18 protein-coding genes are annotated in these 18,708 nt (G+C 67.6%); 7 read left to right on the forward strand and 11 right to left on the reverse strand.

Annotation, left to right across the window (positions count from 1 at the left end; all coding sequences use genetic code 11):
- Nucleotides 1-84: 84 nt before the first annotated feature.
- The 4 genes from CWS39_RS13690 to ngg are packed head-to-tail and all read left to right on the forward strand — an operon-like array spanning nucleotide 85 to nucleotide 5,585.
- Nucleotides 85-1,605: an amino acid permease gene (locus tag CWS39_RS13690; protein WP_102143471.1), complete on the forward strand. Its 1,521-nt coding sequence runs from the start codon at nucleotides 85-87 to the stop codon at nucleotides 1,603-1,605.
- Nucleotides 1,605-2,015, forward strand: coding sequence for a DUF6463 family protein (locus tag CWS39_RS13695; RefSeq protein WP_102143472.1), 411 nt, complete (start codon nucleotides 1,605-1,607; stop codon nucleotides 2,013-2,015). Before CWS39_RS13690 ends, CWS39_RS13695 begins: the two co-directional genes overlap by 1 nt.
- Before the next feature lie 10 nt (nucleotides 2,016-2,025).
- Nucleotides 2,026-3,831, forward strand: coding sequence for an N-acetylglutaminylglutamine amidotransferase (locus CWS39_RS13700; RefSeq protein ID WP_102143473.1), 1,806 nt, complete (start codon nucleotides 2,026-2,028; stop codon nucleotides 3,829-3,831).
- On the forward strand, nucleotides 3,828-5,585 hold the full coding sequence (gene ngg / locus CWS39_RS13705) for an N-acetylglutaminylglutamine synthetase (protein ID WP_102143474.1): 1,758 nt from the start codon (nucleotides 3,828-3,830) through the stop codon (nucleotides 5,583-5,585). The genes CWS39_RS13700 and ngg overlap by 4 nt, the downstream gene beginning before the upstream one ends.
- 120 nt (nucleotides 5,586-5,705) lie before the next feature.
- Here ngg and CWS39_RS13710 read toward each other — a convergent pair whose 3' ends face one another.
- The 4 genes from CWS39_RS13710 to map all read right to left on the reverse strand — a co-directional run bounded on the left by CWS39_RS13710 (nucleotide 5,706) and on the right by map (nucleotide 9,452).
- Nucleotides 5,706-6,269, reverse strand: a complete 564-nt coding sequence (locus CWS39_RS13710; RefSeq protein ID WP_102143475.1) for an alpha/beta fold hydrolase — start codon at nucleotides 6,267-6,269, stop codon at nucleotides 5,706-5,708.
- 61 nt (nucleotides 6,270-6,330) lie between these two features.
- A complete protein-coding gene (locus CWS39_RS13715) occupies nucleotides 6,331-6,999 on the reverse strand; it encodes a hypothetical protein (RefSeq protein ID WP_102143476.1) in 669 nt (222 codons plus the stop codon).
- The gene (locus tag CWS39_RS13720) at nucleotides 6,996-8,486 is read right to left on the reverse strand and encodes a cobyric acid synthase (protein ID WP_102143477.1); all 1,491 of its coding nucleotides are present in this window, start codon (nucleotides 8,484-8,486) and stop codon (nucleotides 6,996-6,998) included. Before CWS39_RS13720 ends, CWS39_RS13715 begins: the two co-directional genes overlap by 4 nt.
- 108 nt (nucleotides 8,487-8,594) lie before the next feature.
- On the reverse strand, nucleotides 8,595-9,452 hold the full coding sequence (gene map / locus CWS39_RS13725; protein ID WP_102143478.1) for a type I methionyl aminopeptidase: 858 nt from the start codon (nucleotides 9,450-9,452) through the stop codon (nucleotides 8,595-8,597).
- Nucleotides 9,453-9,534: 82 nt separating this feature from the next.
- On the opposite strand from map, the gene CWS39_RS13730 reads away from it, so the two are divergent.
- Both CWS39_RS13730 and CWS39_RS13735 read left to right on the forward strand, forming a co-directional pair.
- Entirely contained in the window at nucleotides 9,535-9,921 is a 387-nt protein-coding gene (locus CWS39_RS13730; protein ID WP_102143479.1) for a PaaI family thioesterase, read from the forward strand.
- Between the two features lie 10 nt (nucleotides 9,922-9,931).
- Nucleotides 9,932-10,378 (forward strand): nuclear transport factor 2 family protein, encoded by a 447-nt coding sequence (locus CWS39_RS13735; protein WP_102143480.1) that lies wholly within the window; start codon nucleotides 9,932-9,934, stop codon nucleotides 10,376-10,378.
- On the opposite strand, the gene CWS39_RS13740 is transcribed toward CWS39_RS13735, so the two are convergent.
- Together CWS39_RS13740 and CWS39_RS13745 are read right to left on the reverse strand one after the other, a co-directional pair.
- Nucleotides 10,375-10,959, reverse strand: a complete 585-nt coding sequence (locus tag CWS39_RS13740; protein ID WP_102143481.1) for a DUF1707 SHOCT-like domain-containing protein — start codon at nucleotides 10,957-10,959, stop codon at nucleotides 10,375-10,377. The genes CWS39_RS13735 and CWS39_RS13740 overlap by 4 nt on opposite strands.
- A gap of 21 nt (nucleotides 10,960-10,980) precedes the next feature.
- Complete coding sequence (locus CWS39_RS13745) at nucleotides 10,981-12,795, reverse strand: penicillin-binding transpeptidase domain-containing protein (protein ID WP_102143482.1); 1,815 nt, start codon at nucleotides 12,793-12,795, stop codon at nucleotides 10,981-10,983.
- Between the two features lie 168 nt (nucleotides 12,796-12,963).
- Here CWS39_RS13745 and CWS39_RS13750 point away from each other — a divergent pair, with 168 nt between their 5' ends.
- Nucleotides 12,964-13,500, forward strand: coding sequence for a peroxiredoxin-like family protein (locus CWS39_RS13750; protein WP_233213504.1), 537 nt, complete (start codon nucleotides 12,964-12,966; stop codon nucleotides 13,498-13,500).
- On the opposite strand, the gene CWS39_RS13755 is transcribed toward CWS39_RS13750, so the two are convergent.
- From CWS39_RS13755 to dxr, 5 genes are read right to left on the reverse strand one after another with little or no spacing between them, the layout of a single operon-like run.
- Entirely contained in the window at nucleotides 13,497-14,156 is a 660-nt protein-coding gene (locus CWS39_RS13755; protein ID WP_102143484.1) for a GNAT family N-acetyltransferase, read from the reverse strand. The two genes, CWS39_RS13750 and CWS39_RS13755, sit on opposite strands and share 4 nt — an antisense overlap.
- Before the next feature lie 17 nt (nucleotides 14,157-14,173).
- Nucleotides 14,174-15,028 carry a GNAT family N-acetyltransferase gene (locus tag CWS39_RS13760; RefSeq protein ID WP_102143485.1) on the reverse strand — a complete coding sequence of 285 codons (855 nt, stop codon included), beginning with the start codon at nucleotides 15,026-15,028 and terminating at the stop codon, nucleotides 14,174-14,176.
- Between the two features lie 49 nt (nucleotides 15,029-15,077).
- On the reverse strand, nucleotides 15,078-16,229 hold the full coding sequence (gene ispG, locus CWS39_RS13765) for a flavodoxin-dependent (E)-4-hydroxy-3-methylbut-2-enyl-diphosphate synthase (protein ID WP_102143486.1): 1,152 nt from the start codon (nucleotides 16,227-16,229) through the stop codon (nucleotides 15,078-15,080).
- Between the two features lie 8 nt (nucleotides 16,230-16,237).
- The gene (locus CWS39_RS13770) at nucleotides 16,238-17,461 is read right to left on the reverse strand and encodes a M50 family metallopeptidase (RefSeq protein ID WP_102143487.1); all 1,224 of its coding nucleotides are present in this window, start codon (nucleotides 17,459-17,461) and stop codon (nucleotides 16,238-16,240) included.
- Nucleotides 17,458-18,633: a 1-deoxy-D-xylulose-5-phosphate reductoisomerase gene (dxr, locus tag CWS39_RS13775; protein ID WP_102143488.1), complete on the reverse strand. Its 1,176-nt coding sequence runs from the start codon at nucleotides 18,631-18,633 to the stop codon at nucleotides 17,458-17,460. Before dxr ends, CWS39_RS13770 begins: the two co-directional genes overlap by 4 nt.
- Between the last annotated feature and the right edge of the window lie 75 nt (nucleotides 18,634-18,708).

The raw sequence follows: 18,708 nt of genomic DNA on the forward strand, positions 1-18,708 counted from the left end.
GGACATCAGACCTTTGGACATTCTATTCTCCCAATGCGGCGAGCGTTGCCCCCTTCCCCGCGCCGCATATTCCAAGGAGCGCAGATGGCAGACGACAAGCTGAAGACCTCCGGCGTCACCTACAACCAGGCCGGTGAGGGGTACTTCGAAAAGCGCCAGCTGGTGCGCACCGCGGGATTCTGGGGGCTGTGGGGGCTCGGCATCGCGGCGGTGATCTCCGGCGACTTCTCCGGATGGAACTTCGGGCTCGGCGAAGCCGGCTGGGGCGGTCTGCTGATCGCGTCGATCGTGATCACCGTCCTGTACTTCGGCATGCTGTTCTCCATCGGTGAGATAGCGGCCGCGATGCCGCACACCGGCGGGGCGTACTCGTTCGCCCGGGCCTCGATGGGACCGTGGGGCGGCTTTGTCACCGGCTTCGCCGAAACCATCGAGTACGTATTCACCACCGCGGTGATCGTGTACTTCTCCGCCAGCTACGCCGACGCGGTGACCGCCGAGCTGTTCGGGCTGTCCATGCCCGCGTGGGTGTGGTGGATCATCCTCTACGCGATCTTCGTCGCGTTGAACGCGTGGGGCGCGGAGCTGTCGTTCAAGTTCGCGCTCGTGGTGGCGATCATCTCGATCGGCATTCTCGTGCTGTTCGCGGTGCTCGCGATCGCCAACGGCGCCATCGACTTCGGCAGGCTGCTCGACATCCCGGCCGAGGCCGGCGGCAGTTCGTTCCTGCCGTTCGGCATCCTCGGCATTCTGTACGCGCTGCCCTTCGCAATGTGGTTCTACCTGGGCATCGAGGAACTCCCGCTGGCCGCGGAGGAGACCCACCAGCCGGGCCGGGACATCCCGAAGGCCGGCATCTGGGGCCTGGTCACCCTGGTCGCGACCGGAGCTCTGGTGTTCTTCCTCAACCCCGCGGTCACCGGCTCGGCCGCGCTGGCCGCGTCGGGCGAGCCGCTGCTCGACGGTTTCCGCTCGTTCATGCCCGCCGACCTGGCCGCCGTGTTGTCCGGCTTCGCGCTGATCGGTCTGCTGGCCAGCCTGCAGGGCATCATGTACGCCTACGGCCGCAACATGTACTCGTTGAGCCGGGCGGGCTACTACCCGAAAGCGTTGTCGCTCACCGGAACTCGCCAGACACCGTACATCGCGCTGGTGACCGGCGCGGTCATCGGCTTCGTCGCGTTGCTCATCGTGCAATGGAACGAGGGCGCCGGCGACGTCGTGCTCAACATCGCGGTGTGGGGCGCGGTGCTGGCCTACATGTTGCAGATGATCTCGTTCGTGCTGCTGCGCCGGAAGTTCCCCAACGCCCGGCGGCCGTGGGTCAGCCCGACCGGTAACGCCGGCGCGATCGTCGCGTTCGTCATCGCCGCGGTCACGTTCGTCGCCGTGTTGATCAACCCGACGTACCGGCCGGCGATCATCGCGACAGTGGTGTTCTACGCGATCGGACTGCTGGTGTTCGGGCTTTACACCCGTCATCGGCTGGTGCTCTCCCCCGAGGAGGAGTACGCGGTCACCGGCGGCCTGCACGGTTTCGAACTGGACAAGGAGCGACTCGGCGGGACGATCGAGGACGAGATCCTCAAGGGCCACACCGACTGATGTGCAGTGACCGCCCTACTCAGCGGCTCGGCGAAGCGATTATCGCCACCGGCGTCTTGCACAACGCGCTCGGCGGCTACCTCTACCGCCGCCAGGTGGCGGGCATGCTGCGCGACGGAATCATCGGCTCGGCGTCCGACGCGAAGCTGGGCACCCTCGACGGCGAACGTCGGCAAACCGCGCTGTGGTTCTTCGTCGGCGGCCTGGCGTTCATCACCATCGGCGAAAGTGTGCGCCGTTCCGGGCAGCGCAAAGCCCCCATCGCACCCGCGCTGGGGCCCGGCATCACCGCGATCGGCGCGTTGGGCGCGGCCACCATGCCCGCGTCCGGTTTTTGGGCGGTCTTGGCCGAAGGCCTGGTAGCGACCGCGTTACGACGCCGTCACGCGCGCGGTACGTCACCCGGGTAGGGTCAATTGGGTGTGTGGAGCCACCGGCGAGGTGCGTCTCGACGGCCAGACACCTGATGTCACTGCAGTCTCGGCGATGGCCGAGGCGATGTCGCCCCGTGGACCGGACGCGGCGGGCGTGTGGTCGCAGGGTCGGGTTGCGCTGGGCCACCGTCGCCTCAAAATCATCGATCTGTCCGAAGCGGGCGCTCAGCCGATGGTCGACTCCGACCTCGGACTGGCCATTTGCTGGAACGGGTGCATCTACAACTACCAGGCACTGCGGCGTGAACTCGCCGAGGCCGGCTATCGGTTCTTCTCGCACAGCGACACCGAGGTGCTGCTGAAGGCCTATCACCACTGGGGTGATTCGTTCGTCGACCACCTCAAGGGCATGTTCGCGTTCGCGATCGTCGAACGCGACAGCGGACGCGTGCTGCTGGGCCGCGACCGGTTGGGCATCAAGCCGCTGTACATCACCGAGGACGCCCACCGCATCCGGTTCGCCTCGTCGTTGCCCGCGCTGCTGGCCGGCGGCGGTGTCGACACCCGCATCCACCCCGTCGCGCTGCACCACTACCTGACGTTCCATTCGGTGGTTCCGCCGCCACTGACCATCCTGCGCGGCGTCGCGAAGGTGCCACCCGCCTCGCTGCTGGCCATCGAACCCGATGGCCGCCGGGTCACCACCACGTATTGGTCGCCCGATTTCAGCCGCCGCGCCGATCGTGCCGACTGGTCCGAAAGAGACTGGGAGGATGCGGTTCTCGAGGCGCTGCGGGTCGCGGTCGAACGCCGGCTGGTGGCCGACGTGCCCGTGGGCTGCCTGCTGTCCGGCGGCGTCGACTCCAGCCTCATCGTCGGGTTGCTCGCCGAGGCCGGCCAGCACGGGCTGGCGACGTTCTCGATCGGCTTCGAATCGGTGGGCGGTGTCGAGGGCGACGAGTTCCGCTACTCCGACGTCATCGCCGAGCGCTTCGACACCAACCACCATCAGATCCGCATCGGCACCGACCGGATGCTGCCTGCGCTCGACGGCGCGATCGGCGCGATGAGTGAACCGATGGTCAGCCACGACTGCGTGGCCTTTTATCTGCTCAGCCAGGAGGTGGCCAAACACGTCAAGGTGGTGCAATCGGGCCAGGGCGCCGATGAGGTGTTCGCCGGCTACCACTGGTATCCGCCGATGGCCGAGCCCGACGCGGCGACGCTCGACGGTTCCGTGGCCAGCTATCGGGGCGCGTTCTTCGACCGCGACACCGCCGCAGTCAACGCGCTCATCTCGGAGGCCTACCAGGCCGAGGGGGACCCCAGCGGTCAGTTCGTCACCGAGCATTTCGCCCAAGCGGGCGCCGAGACCGGTGTCGACCGGGCACTGCGGCTCGACACCACCGTGATGCTCGTCGACGATCCGGTGAAACGCGTCGACAACATGACGATGGCGTGGGGGCTGGAGGGCCGGGTGCCGTTCCTCGACCACGATCTGGTCGAGCTGGCCGCCAGTTGTCCGCCGCAGTACAAGACCGCACAGGGCGGCAAGGGTGTGCTCAAACAAGCTGCGCGACGGGTGATTCCGGCCGACGTCATCGACCGGCCCAAGGGCTACTTCCCGGTGCCCGCACTGACGCATTTGGAAGGACCGTACCTGGATATGGTCCGCGATGCGCTGTATGCGCCAGAAGCCAAGGAGCGCGGGCTGTTTCGGCCCGATGCGGTCGACCGGCTGCTGGCCGATCCCAACGGCCGGCTCACGCCGCTGCGGGGTAACGAGCTGTGGCAGATCGCGCTGCTGGAGTTGTGGTTGCAGAAGCACGGCATTGCCGGGGCGGCGGCATGACGGCGCGTGACCACCCCGAGGCCATCACGCTCGGTCTGCACGACTCCTCGCCGCCGCATCTGGTGGAGCAGATGGCCGACGACGTGGTGCTCGAACTCGGTTGGGGCCGACTGATTTTCGGGCAGACGTTCGCCGACCCGGAGAAGCTGGCCGGCGAACTGCAGCGCGAGGAGCCGGGGCGTCGCGATATCTGCATCTACGCGCGCGAGTCCCATGTGCTGATCGCTCGGTCACCTGCCGAACTGTTCATCGATCCGAGCCACACCTATCGGTTGCGGTTCTCCGATGATGACGAACCTGCTCCGCCGCCAGTCGGATTCACTGTGCGAACGTTGCAAGACCCCGACGACGCCGACGCGATGAACCGGGTATATGTCCGGTGCGGGATGGTGCCGGCGCCCGTCGACGTCATTTGGGACAACCACACCAACTCCGACGCCGTCGAGTATCTGGTGGCCGTGCGTGATGACGACGGCACCGTGGTGGGTACGGTGACCGGTGTCGACCACAAGCGGCTGTTCTCCGATCCGGAGAACGGCGCGAGTCTGTGGACACTGGCTGTCGATCCGGCCGCCAGCCTGCCCGGAGTCGGCGAGGCGTTGACGCGAGCATTGGCGGCGATCTTCCGGGATCGCGGCCGGGCGTATCTGGATCTGTCGGTGGCGCACGACAACACCGCGGCGATCGCGCTGTACGAAAAGCTTGGGTTCCAACGGGTTCCGGTGCTGGCCGTCAAGCGCAAGAACGCCATCAACGAACCGCTGTTCACTCATCCACCGGAAACCGTGGACGATCTGAACCCGTACGCGCGCATCATCGCCGATGAAGCGATGCGCCGCGGCATCTGGGTCGAGGTCCTCGACGCGGGCGCCGGAGAGATGCGGCTGTCACATGGTGGCCGCACCGTGATCACCCGCGAGTCGCTGTCGGAGTTCACCTCTGCGGTGGCAATGGCCCGATGCGACGACAAACGCCAGACCCGCCGAATCGTTTCCGAGGCCGGCATCACGGTGCCGAAGGGCCGCCTGGCCACGTTCGACGCCGACGACCACGCCTTTCTGGCCGACGTCGGCGATGTCGTCGTCAAACCGACGCGGGGTGAACAGGGCAAGGGCATCACGGTCGGCGTCGACGGCCCCGACGAGTTGGACGCGGCATTGGCCCGTGCCCGCGAACAACATCCGGAAGTACTCATCGAGCAACGGGCGTCCGGTGACGATCTGCGACTGGTGGTCATCGACGGCAAGGTGGTGGCCGCCGCCATCCGAAAACCCGCTGAGGTCATCGGGACTGGGCATCACACCGTCCGCGACCTGATCGAAGCCCAGAGTCGACGGCGAGCGGCGGCCACCGGCGGTGAATCACGCATCCCGATCGACGAGGTCACCGAGGCGACAGTCAAAGAGGCCGGCTGGTCGTTCGACGACGTGCTGCCCGAAGGTGAACGCCTGCGCGTGCGCCGCACCGCCAACCTGCATCAGGGCGGCACCATCCACGACGTCACCGCCGAGGTCAATCCGGAACTGTGCCGGGTCGCCGTGACGGCGGCCGAGGCCATCGGCATCCCCGTCACGGGGATCGACCTGTTGGTACCCGACATCACCGGCGACGAGTACGTCTTCATCGAGGCCAACGAGCGGCCCGGGTTGGCCAATCACGAACCCCAGCCCACCGCAGCGGCTTTCGTCGACTATCTGTTCCCGGGGCAGCCGGGTTTGCCGCAAGCGTGGATGCCTTCCGAGGCGCCTGACTGAGCGCGAATGCGCGAAGGCAGGGGGCCGAGAATCAGACCCAGTGGCGCCTGACTGAGCGCGAATGCGCGAAGGCAGGGCGCCGAGAATCAGACCCAGTGGCGCCTGACTGAGCGCGATTTGTTACCAGTTGCTGGTGCGCAGCACGATTTCGGCCGCCAGCTGTGCGGTGGATTCCTGAGCGTTACGCCGGCCCAGCAAGTCGACGAGCCGGAAGTCTCCGTACACGTAACGCTGGCTGGCCTTGGCCACCGCCCGCGCAGCAGGTGTGCTGACCAGCGCGGTGGTGTTCATCTCGACGGGCGGGCAGTGCTCATCGCGAATCACTCCGGTGAGGTCGGCGACCCGCGGATGGCCCCGATCGATCACCACCAGTCCGGTGAATCGGTCCAGCCGGGTGGCCGCCAGCTCCCACGCCAGCTCACCACCGACGCGGTCTCCGACCAGCAGCGCCCACTTCATGTCGAGCGCGTCGAGAATGCCGACCACCGATTTGGCGGTCAGCCGTGGATCGGGTCCGACGACGATGGTGCGCAGCGACGCGGTGTGCAGCCGCTGACAAACGGGATCGTAGGCGGCGGGCGCGTGATGTGCTGCACCGAGCACCACGACGGCGGAGCCTTTCTCGGGGCCCGCCACATCGACCGCGACGGGAAACCCGTCGACGGTGACCATGCTGGACGGCATTTGGTCACGCTACAGCGAAATGGGCCGTCGGCGGGTCGAATTTCCCGCTCTGACGTGCACGTCAACCCGAGTGCAGGCGCTCAGCCTGTTTGCTCGTGATGTCCAGAAACGTTTGCGGCAGCACGCCTTTGACCGCAACCGCCGGATTCGGTGTGGGGAAGGCGATCCCGAAGACGGCCATGTCGTCGACGTTCTCGAAGCTGAAGTAGACGCTGCTGTCCACACCCTCCAGCGTCATCGTCTGTTGATAAACCAGCGCCTCGGCGCGCGGCGTCTCCAGGCGGGTGGTGGTGATCGGAATGCCGTCCGCGGACGGGTCGAAGAACGCCTCGAAATGCGCACATCGCTGCGCGGCGGCGGCCAGTTCGTCGAGGTTCAGCGGCCACGTCAGCACGGTGATCACCATCCGTGCGCCGTCGTAGGCGACGAGATACTCCGCGGCGCTGCCCGGCCCACGTTCGGCCGAGTTCGCGATCACGCGTGTCAGCCCGTCGGAGCACCCGCGCGGCGAGGACAGCATGGCCGGCGGCGCGCCGACACCGTCGGGCCGCCCCGGATCTTCTGCGATGCGTTCGTACTGCACTCCCGCCGGGAAGTCGGCTTCGGTGAGCAGCACCTTTTCCAGCCGGGCACCCGGCCAGGTCGGGACCCCGGTGATCGAGCCGACGCAGCCGGTGAGCAGCGCCAGGACGACAAGCAGCGCCGACGCCCCGGCGCGCCGCCTGATCATGAATTCAGGCTAGTACTGATCCGTGGTCGATTCGGTGACCCGTGCTCGAGCAGGCCGAGGAGAGCGTCGACGTCGACGTGGGCGGCGAGCAGGTCGGCCATCACGTCGAGTTGCGCGTCCCGGCGACCGGCCACGTCCACGTCGTCGGCGATGACGAACCCGCTCCGGCCGGCGGCCTCGGCCACCTCCGTCAGCCACTGCCGCCGGAACGCGTCGTTGTCCAGCACGCCGTGCCAGTGTGTGCCGAATACCGCGCCGCGCCGGATGCCCACGTGGCGCCACTCCCCTTCGGCGCAGCGGGCCAGCTGACCGTGGTGAATCTCGTAGCCGTGCAGCGGTGCGTCCCAGTGGCGCAGTGTCTTGTCCGCAGCGAACACGATGTCGGCGTCGAGCAGCCCGAGCCCCTCGACACGGCCGGCGTTCGATTCCACCGGGTCGTCAATCTGCCGGCACAGCATCTGGAACCCGCCGCACACGCCCAGCACGGGCTTGCCGTCGGCGGCGTGCGCGGTGATGCGATCGGCCAGACCGCGCTCCCGAAGCCACGCCAGGTCCGCCACCGTTGCCTTGCTGCCGGGAATCACGACGACGTCGGCCCCGGTGAGGTCAGCGGGGTCGGCGACCCAGCGCACCGCCACACCGGGTTCGCAGGCCAACGCCTCGACATCGGTGGAGTTGGAGATACGGGGCAACCGGATCGCGGCCACCGTCAGCCACTCGTGCCCGCGCGGCGGTTGCGGATCACCGACGATGCGGCCGGCCTGCACCGACACCGAGTCCTCCGTGTCGAGCCACAACCCGTCGTGATGCGGAACGACGCCGTAGGTCGGCCGTCCGGTCAGGGCCTGCAGTTGATCCAGCCCGGGCGCCAGCAGTGCTGGATCGCCGCGAAACTTGTTGACCACAAAGCCCGCAATGAGGTCCTGGTCTTCGGGTTCGAGCACCGCGACGGTGCCGTACAGATGAGCCAGCAGACCGCCGCGGTCGATATCGCCGACCACCACCACGGGCAGGTTGGCGGCGCGCGCCAATCCCATGTTGGCCAGATCGGTTGCGCGCAGGTTGATCTCGGCGGGCGATCCGGCGCCCTCGCAGACCACTGCATCGAATTCACTTCGCAGTGAGGCCAATTCGTCGGCCACCACGGCCATGAGGCGCTCGCGGTGCGCCATATAGTCCGCGGCCGCCACCGATCCCGCGACCTGGCCGCGGATTACCAGTTGCGAGGTGCGGTCGCTGCCCGGTTTGAGCAAGATCGGGTTGAATCGCACACTGGGCGCCAGCCCCGCGGCGCGGGCCTGCATGGCCTGCGCTCGGCCGATCTCACCGCCCTCGACGGTGACGGCCGAGTTGTTGGACATGTTCTGCGCCTTGAACGGTGCGACGCGAATGCCTTTGCGGGCCAACAGTCGACACAGCCCGGCTACCACCATCGACTTGCCGGCGTCTGACGTGGTGCCGGCCACCAGCAGCGCGCCTGCGGTCATGGCATCGCCGAGTGTGCGCTCACCGCGTCGAGTGTGCGTTGGCTGCGGAGATTTCGGTGATCCGCCGCGGTGGACGCACACTGAACGCGGTTGATGCACACTCGACCGTCACAGCTGGGTCAGGATCTCGGCGCCGTCGTCGGTGACGACCAGCGTGTGCTCGAACTGCGCGGTCCACTTGCGGTCCTTGGTCGCGACGGTCCAGCCGTCGTCCCAGATCTCGTAATCGAGCCCGCCCAGGTTGATCATCGGCTCGATGGTGAACGTCATCCCCGGCTCCATCACCGTCTCCACCGCGGGCTGGTCGTAGTGCAGCACCACCAGCCCGTTGTGGAAGGTGGTGCCGATGCCGTGGCCGGTGAAATCGCGAACCACGTTGTAGCCGAAGCGGTTGGCATACGACTCGATGACCCGCCCGACCACCGACAGCGAGCGCCCGGGCTTGACTGCCTTGATCGCGCGCATCGTTGCTTCCCGGGTGCGCTCGACGAGCAGGCGGTGCTCCTCGGACACATCGCCGGCCAGGAAGGTGGCGTTGGTGTCGCCGTGCACGCCGTGGATGTAGGCGGTGACATCGATGTTGACGATGTCGCCGTCCTCGATCACCGTCGAGTCGGGGATGCCGTGGCAGATGATCTCGTTGAGCGACGTGCAGCACGACTTCGGGAAACCCTTGTAGCCCAACGTCGACGGGTAGGCGCCGTGATCGATCATGTATTCGTGCGCGATGCGGTCCAATTCGTCGGTCGTCACACCGGGCGCGACCGCCTTGCCGGCTTCGGCCAGTGCGCCCGCCGCGATGCGGCCGGCGATGCGCATTTTCTCGATCACCTCGGGTGTCTGCACCCACGGCTCGCTGCCCTCCTTGACGGTCGGCTTCCACGCGTACTCCGGCCGCGGGATGGAGTTGGGCACCGGCAGCGTCGGTGACAGCACGCCGGGGCGAAGAGCGGTGCGAACAGGCATGACGCCAGGGTAACCAAGAGAACGGGAATCTCAATTTTGGAGAACGATGATACCGTTAGGCATGCTCAGTGAGTCGACGCCGATGGAAACGTCGCCCGGCCACCTGCTCGGCCAGATGGGGTTCCGCGACGTGCTGGAAACCGATGAGCGGCTGATCGTCGAGATGGACAACCGGCCCGACCTGACCAACATCCGCGGCGCCCTGCAGGGCGGATTGGTGGCGACGCTGATCGACATCGCCGCCGGACGGTTGGCGGGCCGCCATGTGCGCGCCGACCAGGACGTCACCACCGCCGATATGAACGTGCACTTTCTCGCGCCCGTCGTGGAGGGGCCTGCGCGGGCGGAGGCGACGATCGTGCGCGCCGGTAGACGGCTGATCGTCACGGCGGTAGACGTGACCGACGTGGCCCGCGACCGCCTCGCCGCACGCGCGACGCTGAGCTTCGCCGTCCTCGACCGGCGTTAAGTTTGGAGGCATGAGCCTCGACGTCGTCGACGAAGAATTCGCCACGCGGTTTGCCGAACAGTTCGCCGACACCTGGCGCACTCCCGATCTGGCCAAGCACGAGGCACTGTGGAGCGACGACATCGTCTTGACCCAGCCGATGATGGGCACGCTGCGCGGCAAGCATGCCTGCCGCGAGTCGTTCCAGCGACTGTTCGCATTGGTGCCCGACCTGCACGCTGACGTGCACCGCGTCGCGCACGGTAAACACGAGGTGTTCATCGAATTCACGCTGAGCGGAACCTACGGCGGCAAGCCCATCTCCTGGGATGCGGTCGACCGCTTCACCTTCACCAACGGGCTGATCGCCGAACGCGTTTCGTATTTCGACTCCACCCCGCTGATCGGCAAACTGGTCGGCCGCCCCGCGGGCTGGGAACGCTTGGTCCGCATCGGCACCCAGCTGTTCCGGCGTTAGGCCTTGGGCGCGCGGCCGAACCAGGACTTGCGCGGGCCGCGAATGTCCACCGAACCGCACACCACCTTGCCGGTCAGGATGACGTGCGGGGTGCCCTCGGCCGGGGCGTACTTGCGGTGATCATGCGCGCTGCCGACGATGACCTCGACGTCGTCGATCGACGCGCTCGCCCCCTCGGGCAGCCGGATGTCCACACCGCCGAATTTCATGTCCAGCTCAATGAGAACCATCGGCCCCGCGAAGCGCGCCCGGGTCAGGTCCAAGTCGACGGACCCCATCCGTCGCACCAACGCCAGCCGGGTCGGCACGGTCCATTCGCCCTGGCGTTTGAGAGAGCCGAGGATCCCGCGCAGCTCCACCCGATCGGCCGCCGAGGTGACGATCGCGGCGGGTCCGGGCAGGTCGCCGACGAGCGCGTCGAGATCGGAGCGCATGCGCGCCCGCGACACCATCGCCGAGCGTTCCTCGAACTCTTCGATGTCGATCAGCCCGAGCGCAACGGCGTTATGCAGCCGCCGCAGCGTGCCGTTGCGGTCGGCGTCCGAGACGCGCAGCACTGACTCGTGGTTGGTTTCTGTCATCGCCCTCTGCGGACAGGTTACTCAGGCCTGATAATCCGGGGGCAATCCGTCCAACATCGTCTTGCACATCCGCACCGCGTATTCCGAACTGCCACCGCCGACGATCAGCGCGGCGAACGCGAGATCGCCGCGGTAGCCCGCGAACCACGAGTGCGAGCCGCCCTCGAATTCGGCCTCACCCGTCTTCCCGCGCACGTCTCCGGCCGAAGCGATGGCCTCGGCGGTGCCGTTGGTCACCACCAACCGCATCATCGGCCGCAGACTGTCCACCACCTCCGGCGTAACCGGTGTGCGGTCACCGGTGACGACCGTCTGACGCCCCGCAATCAGTTGCGGCACAGGGGTTTTACCGGCGGCCACGGTGGCGGCGGCCAATGCCATGCCGAACGGGCTGGCCAGCACCTTGCCCTGCCCAAAGCCGTCTTCGGTGCGTTCGGCGAGGTTGACCGTCGGCGGTACATCGCCGGAAACCGTGGTGAGGCCCTCGATCTGGTAATCAAGCCCGATGCCGTACTGGGCCGCGGCTTGGGTCAGCGCTCGTGGGGGCATCCTGCTGGCCAGTTCGGCGAACGTGGTGTTGCACGAACTGGCGAACGCGCGTGACATCGGCACGGTGCCCAGGTCGAAGCCGCCGTAGTTGGGCACGGTGCGATGCCCGACGTCGATGGTGCCCGGGCAGCCCAGCAGCGTGTTGGGTGTGGCCATGTCGCGCTCGATCGCCGCGCCGGCGGTGACGATCTTGAACGTCGACCCCGGCGGGTACAACCCGGTGGTGGCGATGGGTCCATCGGCGTCGGCGGCGGCGTTCTGCGCGACGGCGAGGATCTCACCGGTTGACGGTTTGATCGCCACGATCATCGCCTTCTTGCCGGTGGTGTTGACGGCGTTCTGGGCGGCGTTCTGCACGGCGCGGTCCAGGCTGATCGTCACCGCAGGCGCCGCATCGCCGGGGACCTCGTGGAGCACGTCGACGTCGACGTCGTTCTGGTTGACGCTGACGACGCGCCAGCCGGCCTTCCCGTCGAGTTCGTCGCGCACCGCTTCTTTGACCTGGCCGATGATCGCCGGTGCGAAAGACTCGTCGGTGGGCAACATCGCCGCTTGCGGGGTGATGACCACGCCGGGGCGCGCGGCAATCGCGGCGGATACCGGATCGTGGTCGGACTGGCGCAGGGTGATCAGGCTCAGCGGCTGCGCCGACGAGCTGGCCTGCTCGGCCAGTCGTTGCGCGTCCATCGTGTTGTCGAACGGCCGCAGCGCATCTGCGACCGCGCGGGCGGTCGACATCAGATGTGCGCCAGCCGATTTGGCGTCGAGCGCGTAGTGGTAGAGATTGCCGGGCACCAGCACGCTGGTACCGCCACGCTCATTGACCGACGCTCGCCGCGGCGGGTCGGCGCGCAGCGCGAAGGTCTGGTGTTCGCCGAGCCGGGGGTGCAGCCCGGTGGCGGTCCAGCGCACCTGCCAGCGGCCCTCGTCGCGCACCATGTTCAGCTGACCGTCGTAGGTCCAGGTGCGGTCCTTGGGCAGATGCCAGGTGTAGCGGTAGGTGACGCTGCCGGTGTCCTCGGAGAATTTCGAGCCGACGATCTGAGCGTCCAGCCGAACCGCCTGCAACCCCGACCATGCCTCGTTGAGCGCGGCGCGGGCGTCGGCCGGCCGGTCGCTGAGTTCCGCCGCCGCGGCGGTGTCGCCGGTGGCCAGTGCTTCAAAGAATTGCTCGGCCGCCGGTTCGGGTCCGTCCGGGCGGGGCGTGCACGCGTTGAGCGCGGCGATCAACACGGCCACCGTCAGGAGACATGTCACCCGTGATGCTAGTGAGAGCGAAGTTGCCATTGGGGCAGATGTTAAAGCGATATGGTGGCCATCCCTGGCAGGCGCACCGAGATCCACGGGTGATGGTTCCGCGAGACTGTCGTTATCGAGGCCCCTACTCGCACAACGTCTCGATAACGACAGTCTCGCGGAGGAACACCTTGGTAGGCATAGGCTGTTACGCCAACTATGAGGAATGCCATGGAGCAGGTCACCGACCGCGAGCTGACCACCGTCACCGGGGAACGCATCCGCGTGCCCGATCCAGAACGATTGGTGCACTTGCAGTTCCGCCGGTTCGCCGGCTGTCCCATCTGCAATCTGCACCTGCGCTCTATCGCCCAGCGCCACGATGAAATCACCGCGGCCGGCATTCGTGAGGTGGTGTTCTTCCACTCGCCCGCCGACGATCTGCGCCCGCACACCGCGGATCTGCCGTTCGCCACCGTCGCGGATCCGGACAAGCGCTACTACCGCGAGTTCGGCGTCGAGTCGAGCCCGCGGGCGGTGCTCGATCCGCGCGCGTGGGGGACGATTCTGCGCGGGGTCGTGACGACCGCACGCGGCCGATTCCGTGCGCCGGCACTCCGACAACCGGGCGGGCGCCTGGGCCTACCGGCCGACTTTCTCATCGACCCCAGCGGACGGGTGGTGGCCGCCAAGTACGGCGAACACGCCGACGATCAGTGGTCCGTCGACGAATTACTCAGCCACGCCCGCGATTAAGCCCCTGCGGCCGGAGCCCGCACCACCAACGGCACACCGGGGAAGTACGCGGCCATCTCCGAGCGCGCCTTGCGCAGCGCGGCCGTGCCGTAGCCCTGCTTGCGGTGGTCGGGATGGATCCAGATCCGCACATTGACCTCGCCCCCGGCAAGCTCACCGAACACCATGCCGACCTTCTGGCTGCCATCGGTGGCCACCAGCCACACCGCCTCCTCGGCGTCGACGCGGGCCAGCGCCGCGCGGATCTCGTCGTCCAGGCTGCCCGCGGGGGCACCGGAGCCGTCGCCCGCAGCACCCACATCGTCGGTGCGCGCGGCGAAGATGTCGCGATCGGAGTCGGGCGCAAACGGGCGCAGCGTCAGGTTCTCACCCGAGGTGCGCTCCCCCATCGTGAAGCTGAGCTGGGTGTTGAGATCGTCGAGTTCGGCGGCGATCCTGCGGCGCGAATCCTTGGTGAGTCGGTCGAAGGACAGGGCCATCACCGCCTCACCGCCCAACCGCGAGGTGCCGAGCAATTGCGCGATCGCATCGACCGCGGCGGCGGAGTCTTCGGCATCGACGATGACGTCGAGCACTTCGTGTCGGCGTTCGAGTGCGCGCACCAGAGCGTCGGCGATCTCTCGGCGGGCCACCGTGCGGTCAGGATCGGAGGTCATGCCGTCCAACGTAGACGTCAGTCCAGCAGCACGGTCGCGAAGGTGCCCACCTGTTGGAATCCGATGCGGTCGTAGGTGGCGCGCGCGACGGTGTTGAAGCTGTTGACGTACAGGCTGGCGATCCGGCCGCCGCGCACCACAGCGGCCGCCAGCGTGGCGGTGCCTGCGGTGCCGATGCCGCGCCCGCGCCAGTCGGGGTGCACCCATACGCCTTGGATCTGGCCGACGGCCGGGGACTGCGAGCCGACCTCGGCCTTGAACACCACCTCGCCGCGTTCGAAGCGCGCCCACGCCCGGCCCGCGGCGATCAGTCCGGCGACCCGTCGCCGGTACCCGCGGCCGCCGTCGCCGATGCGGGGGTCGATGCCGACCTCGCCGATGAACATGTCGATGGCCGCGACCAGGTAGGCGTCGAGCTCGTCGATGCGCACCGGGCGCACCTCGGGGTCGAGCGCACACTGCGGCACCGTGCTCAGCGCCATCAGCGGCTGATGTTCGCGCACGTCGCGGGCCGGGCCCCAGGCGTGTTCGAGGCGCCGCCACATCGGCAGCACCAGCTCGGCGCGGCCGACCAGCGACGAGCAGCGTCGCGGCGTGCTCATGGCCTTGTCCGCGAACGCGTTCAGGTCGCCGAGTTCACCGCGCAGCGGGATCAGATTGGCTCCGGCGTAACACAGCGATTCGCTGGCGTGGCGCCGCGTCCACAGCTCCCCGCCGATGCCGCCGGGGTCGACGCCGTGCTCGGCCACGCGCGAGGCCACCATGCAGGAGCCGACCGGATCCTCGTCGAGCACCTGGCGCACCGATACGGCGTCGCGCACCACCGACACCCGTCCCGCGTCGACGAGGCGAAAAAGCGGCGGAGCCGACATTGAATGTGTCCTGTGACTCGTTCCGCGTAAGCGGCCGGTGTTACCGCACTCAGCTTACGGTCACAACCGGCGAACCGCTGGCATCATCGGAACCCCGTTCCTCCGCGATCCGCATGGCCTCTTCGATCAGGGTCTCGACGATCTGCGCCTCGGGCACGGTCTTGATCACCTCGCCGCGAACGAAGATCTGTCCCTTGCCGTTTCCGGACGCGACGCCGAGGTCGGCCTCGCGCGCCTCGCCCGGTCCGTTGACGACACAACCCATCACCGCCACCCGCAGTGGGACGTCGAGCCCGTCCAGCCCGGCGGTGACCTCGTTGGCCAACGTGTAGACGTCGACCTGCGCGCGACCGCAGGATGGACACGACACGATCTCGAGCCCGCGCGGCCGCAGGTTCAGCGATTCGAGGATCTGGTTGCCGACCTTGACCTCTTCGATCGGCGGCGCCGACAGCGACACCCGGATGGTGTCGCCGATGCCCTTGGACAGCAGCGCGCCGAACGCGACCGCGGATTTGATGGTGCCCTGGAACGCCGGGCCGGCCTCGGTGACGCCGAGGTGCAGCGGGTAGTCGCACTTCTCGGCGAGCAACTCGTAGGCGGCCACCATGATCACCGGGTCGTTGTGCTTGACGCTGATCTTGATGTCGCCGAAGCCATGTTCCTCGAACAGCGACGCCTCCCACAGCGCGGACTCGACCAGCGCTTCGGGGGTGGCCTTGCCGTACTTCTCCATGAATCGCTTGTCCAGCGAGCCGGCGTTGACGCCGATGCGGATCGGGATGCCGGCGTCGCCGGCGGCCTTGGCGACCTCGGCTACCCGGCCGTCGAATTCCTTGATGTTGCCGGGATTCACCCGCACGGCAGCACAGCCGGCGTCGATCGCGGCGAAGATGTACTTGGGCTGGAAGTGGATGTCGGCGATCATCGGGATCTGGCTGTGCCGGGCGATCTCGGGCAGCGCGTCGGCGTCTTCTTGGCGCGGGCAGGCCACCCGGACGATGTCGCAGCCCGTCGCGGTGAGCTCGGCGATCTGCTGCAGGGTGGCGTTGACGTCGTGGGTTTTGGTCGTGGTCATCGACTGCACCGCGATCGGATGCTCGCTGCCGATGCCGACGTTGCCGACCATCAGCTGACGCGTCTTGCGCCGCGGCGCCAGCGTGGGCGCAGGCGGTGCGGGCATGCCTAGCCCGACGGACATGGTGTCTCCTATTGGAAAAGTCTGATCGGGTTGACCAGGTCAGCGGTCACGGTCAGCAACATGTAGCCGACCACCACTACCAAGATTACGTAGGTAGCGGGCATGAGCTTGAGATAGTTCACCGGCGCCGCGGCCACCATGCCGCGGGCCGACCGGATCATATTGCGGATCTTCTCGAACACCGCAATCGCGATGTGGCCGCCGTCGAACGGCAGCAACGGCACCAGGTTGATCGCGCCCAGCACGAAGTTCAGCTGCGCGAGGAAGAACCAGAACGCCACCCACAGGTCGTTGGCGACGGTGTCCCCGCCGATGATGCTGGCGCCTACCACGCTGATCGGGGTTTCGGGATCGCGCTCGCCGCCGCCGATCGCGTCGACCAGCGCTCCGACCTTGGTGGGGATCTTCGCCAGCGACTTGCCCAGTTCGACGGCCAGGTCGCCGGTGAACGCGAACGTCGCGGGCACCGCGGACAGCGCGTTGTATTGCGTGGGCGGGAACTGTGCGGCGGCGACGCCGATGGCGCCGACGGTCTGGGGGGCCGGCTCGCCGTCGCCTTCGCGGATCCAGCGCTGGGTGGGCGTGACGTCGACGACGGTGGTGATGGTCTGCCCGTCGCGCTGCAGGGTGATCTCGGTGGGTCCGGTGAGTTTGCGGACCGCGGTGGCCATCTCCTCAAAGGTAAAGACCTCGGTGTCACCGACCTTCACCACGGTGTCGCCCGGTTGGATGCCGGCCAGCTCGGCCGGGCCGGGGCCGGTGCACTCACCCATTTGGTCTTGGCTGATCTGCGTTGCGACGCAACCGGTTTCGCCGACGATCGCGCCGGTCGGCGGGTGCAGGTTGGGCAGGCCCCAGATTACGGCGATGGCATAAATGAGCACCAGGCCGATGACGAAGTTCATGCCCGGGCCGGCGAACAGCACCGCCACGCGCTTCCAGGTCTTCTGCTTGTACATCGCGTAGGGCTCTTCGTCGGGCTTGAGTTCCTCGACCGACGTCATGCCCGCGATGTCGCAGAAGCCGCCCAGTGGAATGGCCTTGACGCCGTACTCCGTCTCCCCCAGCTGGTTGGGCCGACGGGTGGACCACAGGGTCGGGCCGAAGCCGACGAAGTAGCGGCGCACCTTCATCCCGGTGGCACGCGCCACCCACATGTGCCCGCATTCATGCAGGGCCACCGAAACGAGGATGGCGAGCGCGAACAGCACGACGCCGATCACAAACATCATTTGGCGATTAACCCTTTTCTCGAGGCCTCGAGCTCAACCGCCTGCTTTGCCCGCTCGCGGGCCCAGCGTTGCGCGTCAAGTACGTCATCCACGGTAGCGGGTTCGGCGGCCCAGCGGTCGGCGGCGTGCAGCACCTCGGCGACCGTGCGGACGATGGCCGGGAAGGTGATGTGGCCGTCGAGGAAGGCTGCGGCGGCTTCTTCGTTTGCCGCGTTGTAGACCGCCGTGAGGCAGCCGCCCGTCTTGCCGGCCTCGCGAGCCAGGTCCACCGCGGGAAAGACGTCCGCGTCCAACGGCTCGAACTCCCAGGTCGACGCCTGGGAGAAGTCGCAGGCCAGGGCGGCGTTGGGCACGCGCTCGGGCCAGCCCAGGGCGAGTGCGATCGGCAGCTTCATGTCCGGTGGGCTCGCCTGCGCGAGGGTCGAGCCGTCGGTGAAGGTGACCATCGAGTGCACGATCGACTGCGGGTGCACAACGACCTCGATGCGGTCGTAGTCGATGCCGAACAGCAGGTGCGTTTCGATGAGTTCCAGGCCCTTGTTGACCAGCGAGGCCGAGTTCAGCGTGTTCATCGGGCCCATCGACCAGGTCGGATGTGCGCCGGCCTGTTCGGGTGTGACGTGTTCGAGGTCGTCGGCGGTCCAGCCGCGGAACGGCCCGCCCGACGCGGTGAGCACGATCTTGGCGACCTCGTCGGCGGTTCCGCCGCGCAGGCACTGCGCCATCGCGGAGTGCTCGGAGTCCACCGGCACGATCTGACCCGGTTGGGCGGCCTTGAGGACCAAGGGCCCGCCGGCGACCAGGGATTCCTTGTTGGCGAGCGCGAGCCGGGCGCCGGTGGCCAGGGCCGCCAGCGTGGGTTTGAGGCCCAACGCGCCGACCAGGGCGTTGAGCACGACGTCGGCCTGGGTGTTCTCGACGAGCCGGGTGACGGCGTCTTGTCCGGTGTAAGGGACGTCGCCGATCTGCGCCGCGGCAGCGGCGTCGGCGACGGCGATGTTCGTGACACCGGTTTCCTCGCGCTGGCGGGCCAGCAGACCGGGATTGCCGCCGCCGGCGGCCAGTCCGACGACTTCGAAGCGGTCCGGGTTGGCGGCGACAACCTCCAGCGCCTGGGTGCCGATCGACCCGGTGCTGCCGAGGATCAGCACGCGGGTTGGGGTGGTCGTCACCGATCTATTGTGCCGCGTCGGGGAAAGTCGCACCCATCCGTGGCGCACGTCACTCCGAATACCCGGTGTCAGACC

It is taken from the genome of Mycobacterium hubeiense, assembly GCF_002838065.1.
Taxonomy (GTDB): Bacteria; Actinomycetota; Actinomycetes; order Mycobacteriales; family Mycobacteriaceae; genus Mycobacterium; species Mycobacterium hubeiense.

What these genes read in the sequence shown, in the direction of transcription:
- CWS39_RS13760 (WP_102143485.1), bottom strand. Translation starts at nt 15,028, where the DNA reads ATGTCGGCTCCGCCGCTTTTTCGCCTCGTCGACGCGGGACGGGTGTCG.
- CWS39_RS13715 (WP_102143476.1), bottom strand. Translation starts at nt 6,999, where the DNA reads ATGATCAGGCGGCGCGCCGGGGCGTCGGCGCTGCTTGTCGTCCTGGCG.
- CWS39_RS13730 (WP_102143479.1), top strand. Translation starts at nt 9,535, where the DNA reads ATGGAAACGTCGCCCGGCCACCTGCTCGGCCAGATGGGGTTCCGCGAC.
- CWS39_RS13720 (WP_102143477.1), bottom strand. Translation starts at nt 8,486, where the DNA reads ATGACCGCAGGCGCGCTGCTGGTGGCCGGCACCACGTCAGACGCCGGC.
- CWS39_RS13710 (WP_102143475.1), bottom strand. Translation starts at nt 6,269, where the DNA reads ATGCCGTCCAGCATGGTCACCGTCGACGGGTTTCCCGTCGCGGTCGAT.
- CWS39_RS13770 (WP_102143487.1), bottom strand. Translation starts at nt 17,461, where the DNA reads ATGATGTTTGTGATCGGCGTCGTGCTGTTCGCGCTCGCCATCCTCGTT.
- map (WP_102143478.1), bottom strand. Translation starts at nt 9,452, where the DNA reads ATGCCTGTTCGCACCGCTCTTCGCCCCGGCGTGCTGTCACCGACGCTG.
- CWS39_RS13755 (WP_102143484.1), bottom strand. Translation starts at nt 14,156, where the DNA reads ATGACCTCCGATCCTGACCGCACGGTGGCCCGCCGAGAGATCGCCGAC.
- CWS39_RS13750 (WP_233213504.1), top strand. Translation starts at nt 12,964, where the DNA reads ATGAGGAATGCCATGGAGCAGGTCACCGACCGCGAGCTGACCACCGTC.
- ispG (WP_102143486.1), bottom strand. Translation starts at nt 16,229, where the DNA reads ATGTCCGTCGGGCTAGGCATGCCCGCACCGCCTGCGCCCACGCTGGCG.
- ngg (WP_102143474.1), top strand. Translation starts at nt 3,828, where the DNA reads ATGACGGCGCGTGACCACCCCGAGGCCATCACGCTCGGTCTGCACGAC.
- CWS39_RS13695 (WP_102143472.1), top strand. Translation starts at nt 1,605, where the DNA reads ATGTGCAGTGACCGCCCTACTCAGCGGCTCGGCGAAGCGATTATCGCC.
- CWS39_RS13745 (WP_102143482.1), bottom strand. Translation starts at nt 12,795, where the DNA reads ATGGCAACTTCGCTCTCACTAGCATCACGGGTGACATGTCTCCTGACG.
- CWS39_RS13735 (WP_102143480.1), top strand. Translation starts at nt 9,932, where the DNA reads ATGAGCCTCGACGTCGTCGACGAAGAATTCGCCACGCGGTTTGCCGAA.
- CWS39_RS13690 (WP_102143471.1), top strand. Translation starts at nt 85, where the DNA reads ATGGCAGACGACAAGCTGAAGACCTCCGGCGTCACCTACAACCAGGCC.
- CWS39_RS13740 (WP_102143481.1), bottom strand. Translation starts at nt 10,959, where the DNA reads ATGACAGAAACCAACCACGAGTCAGTGCTGCGCGTCTCGGACGCCGAC.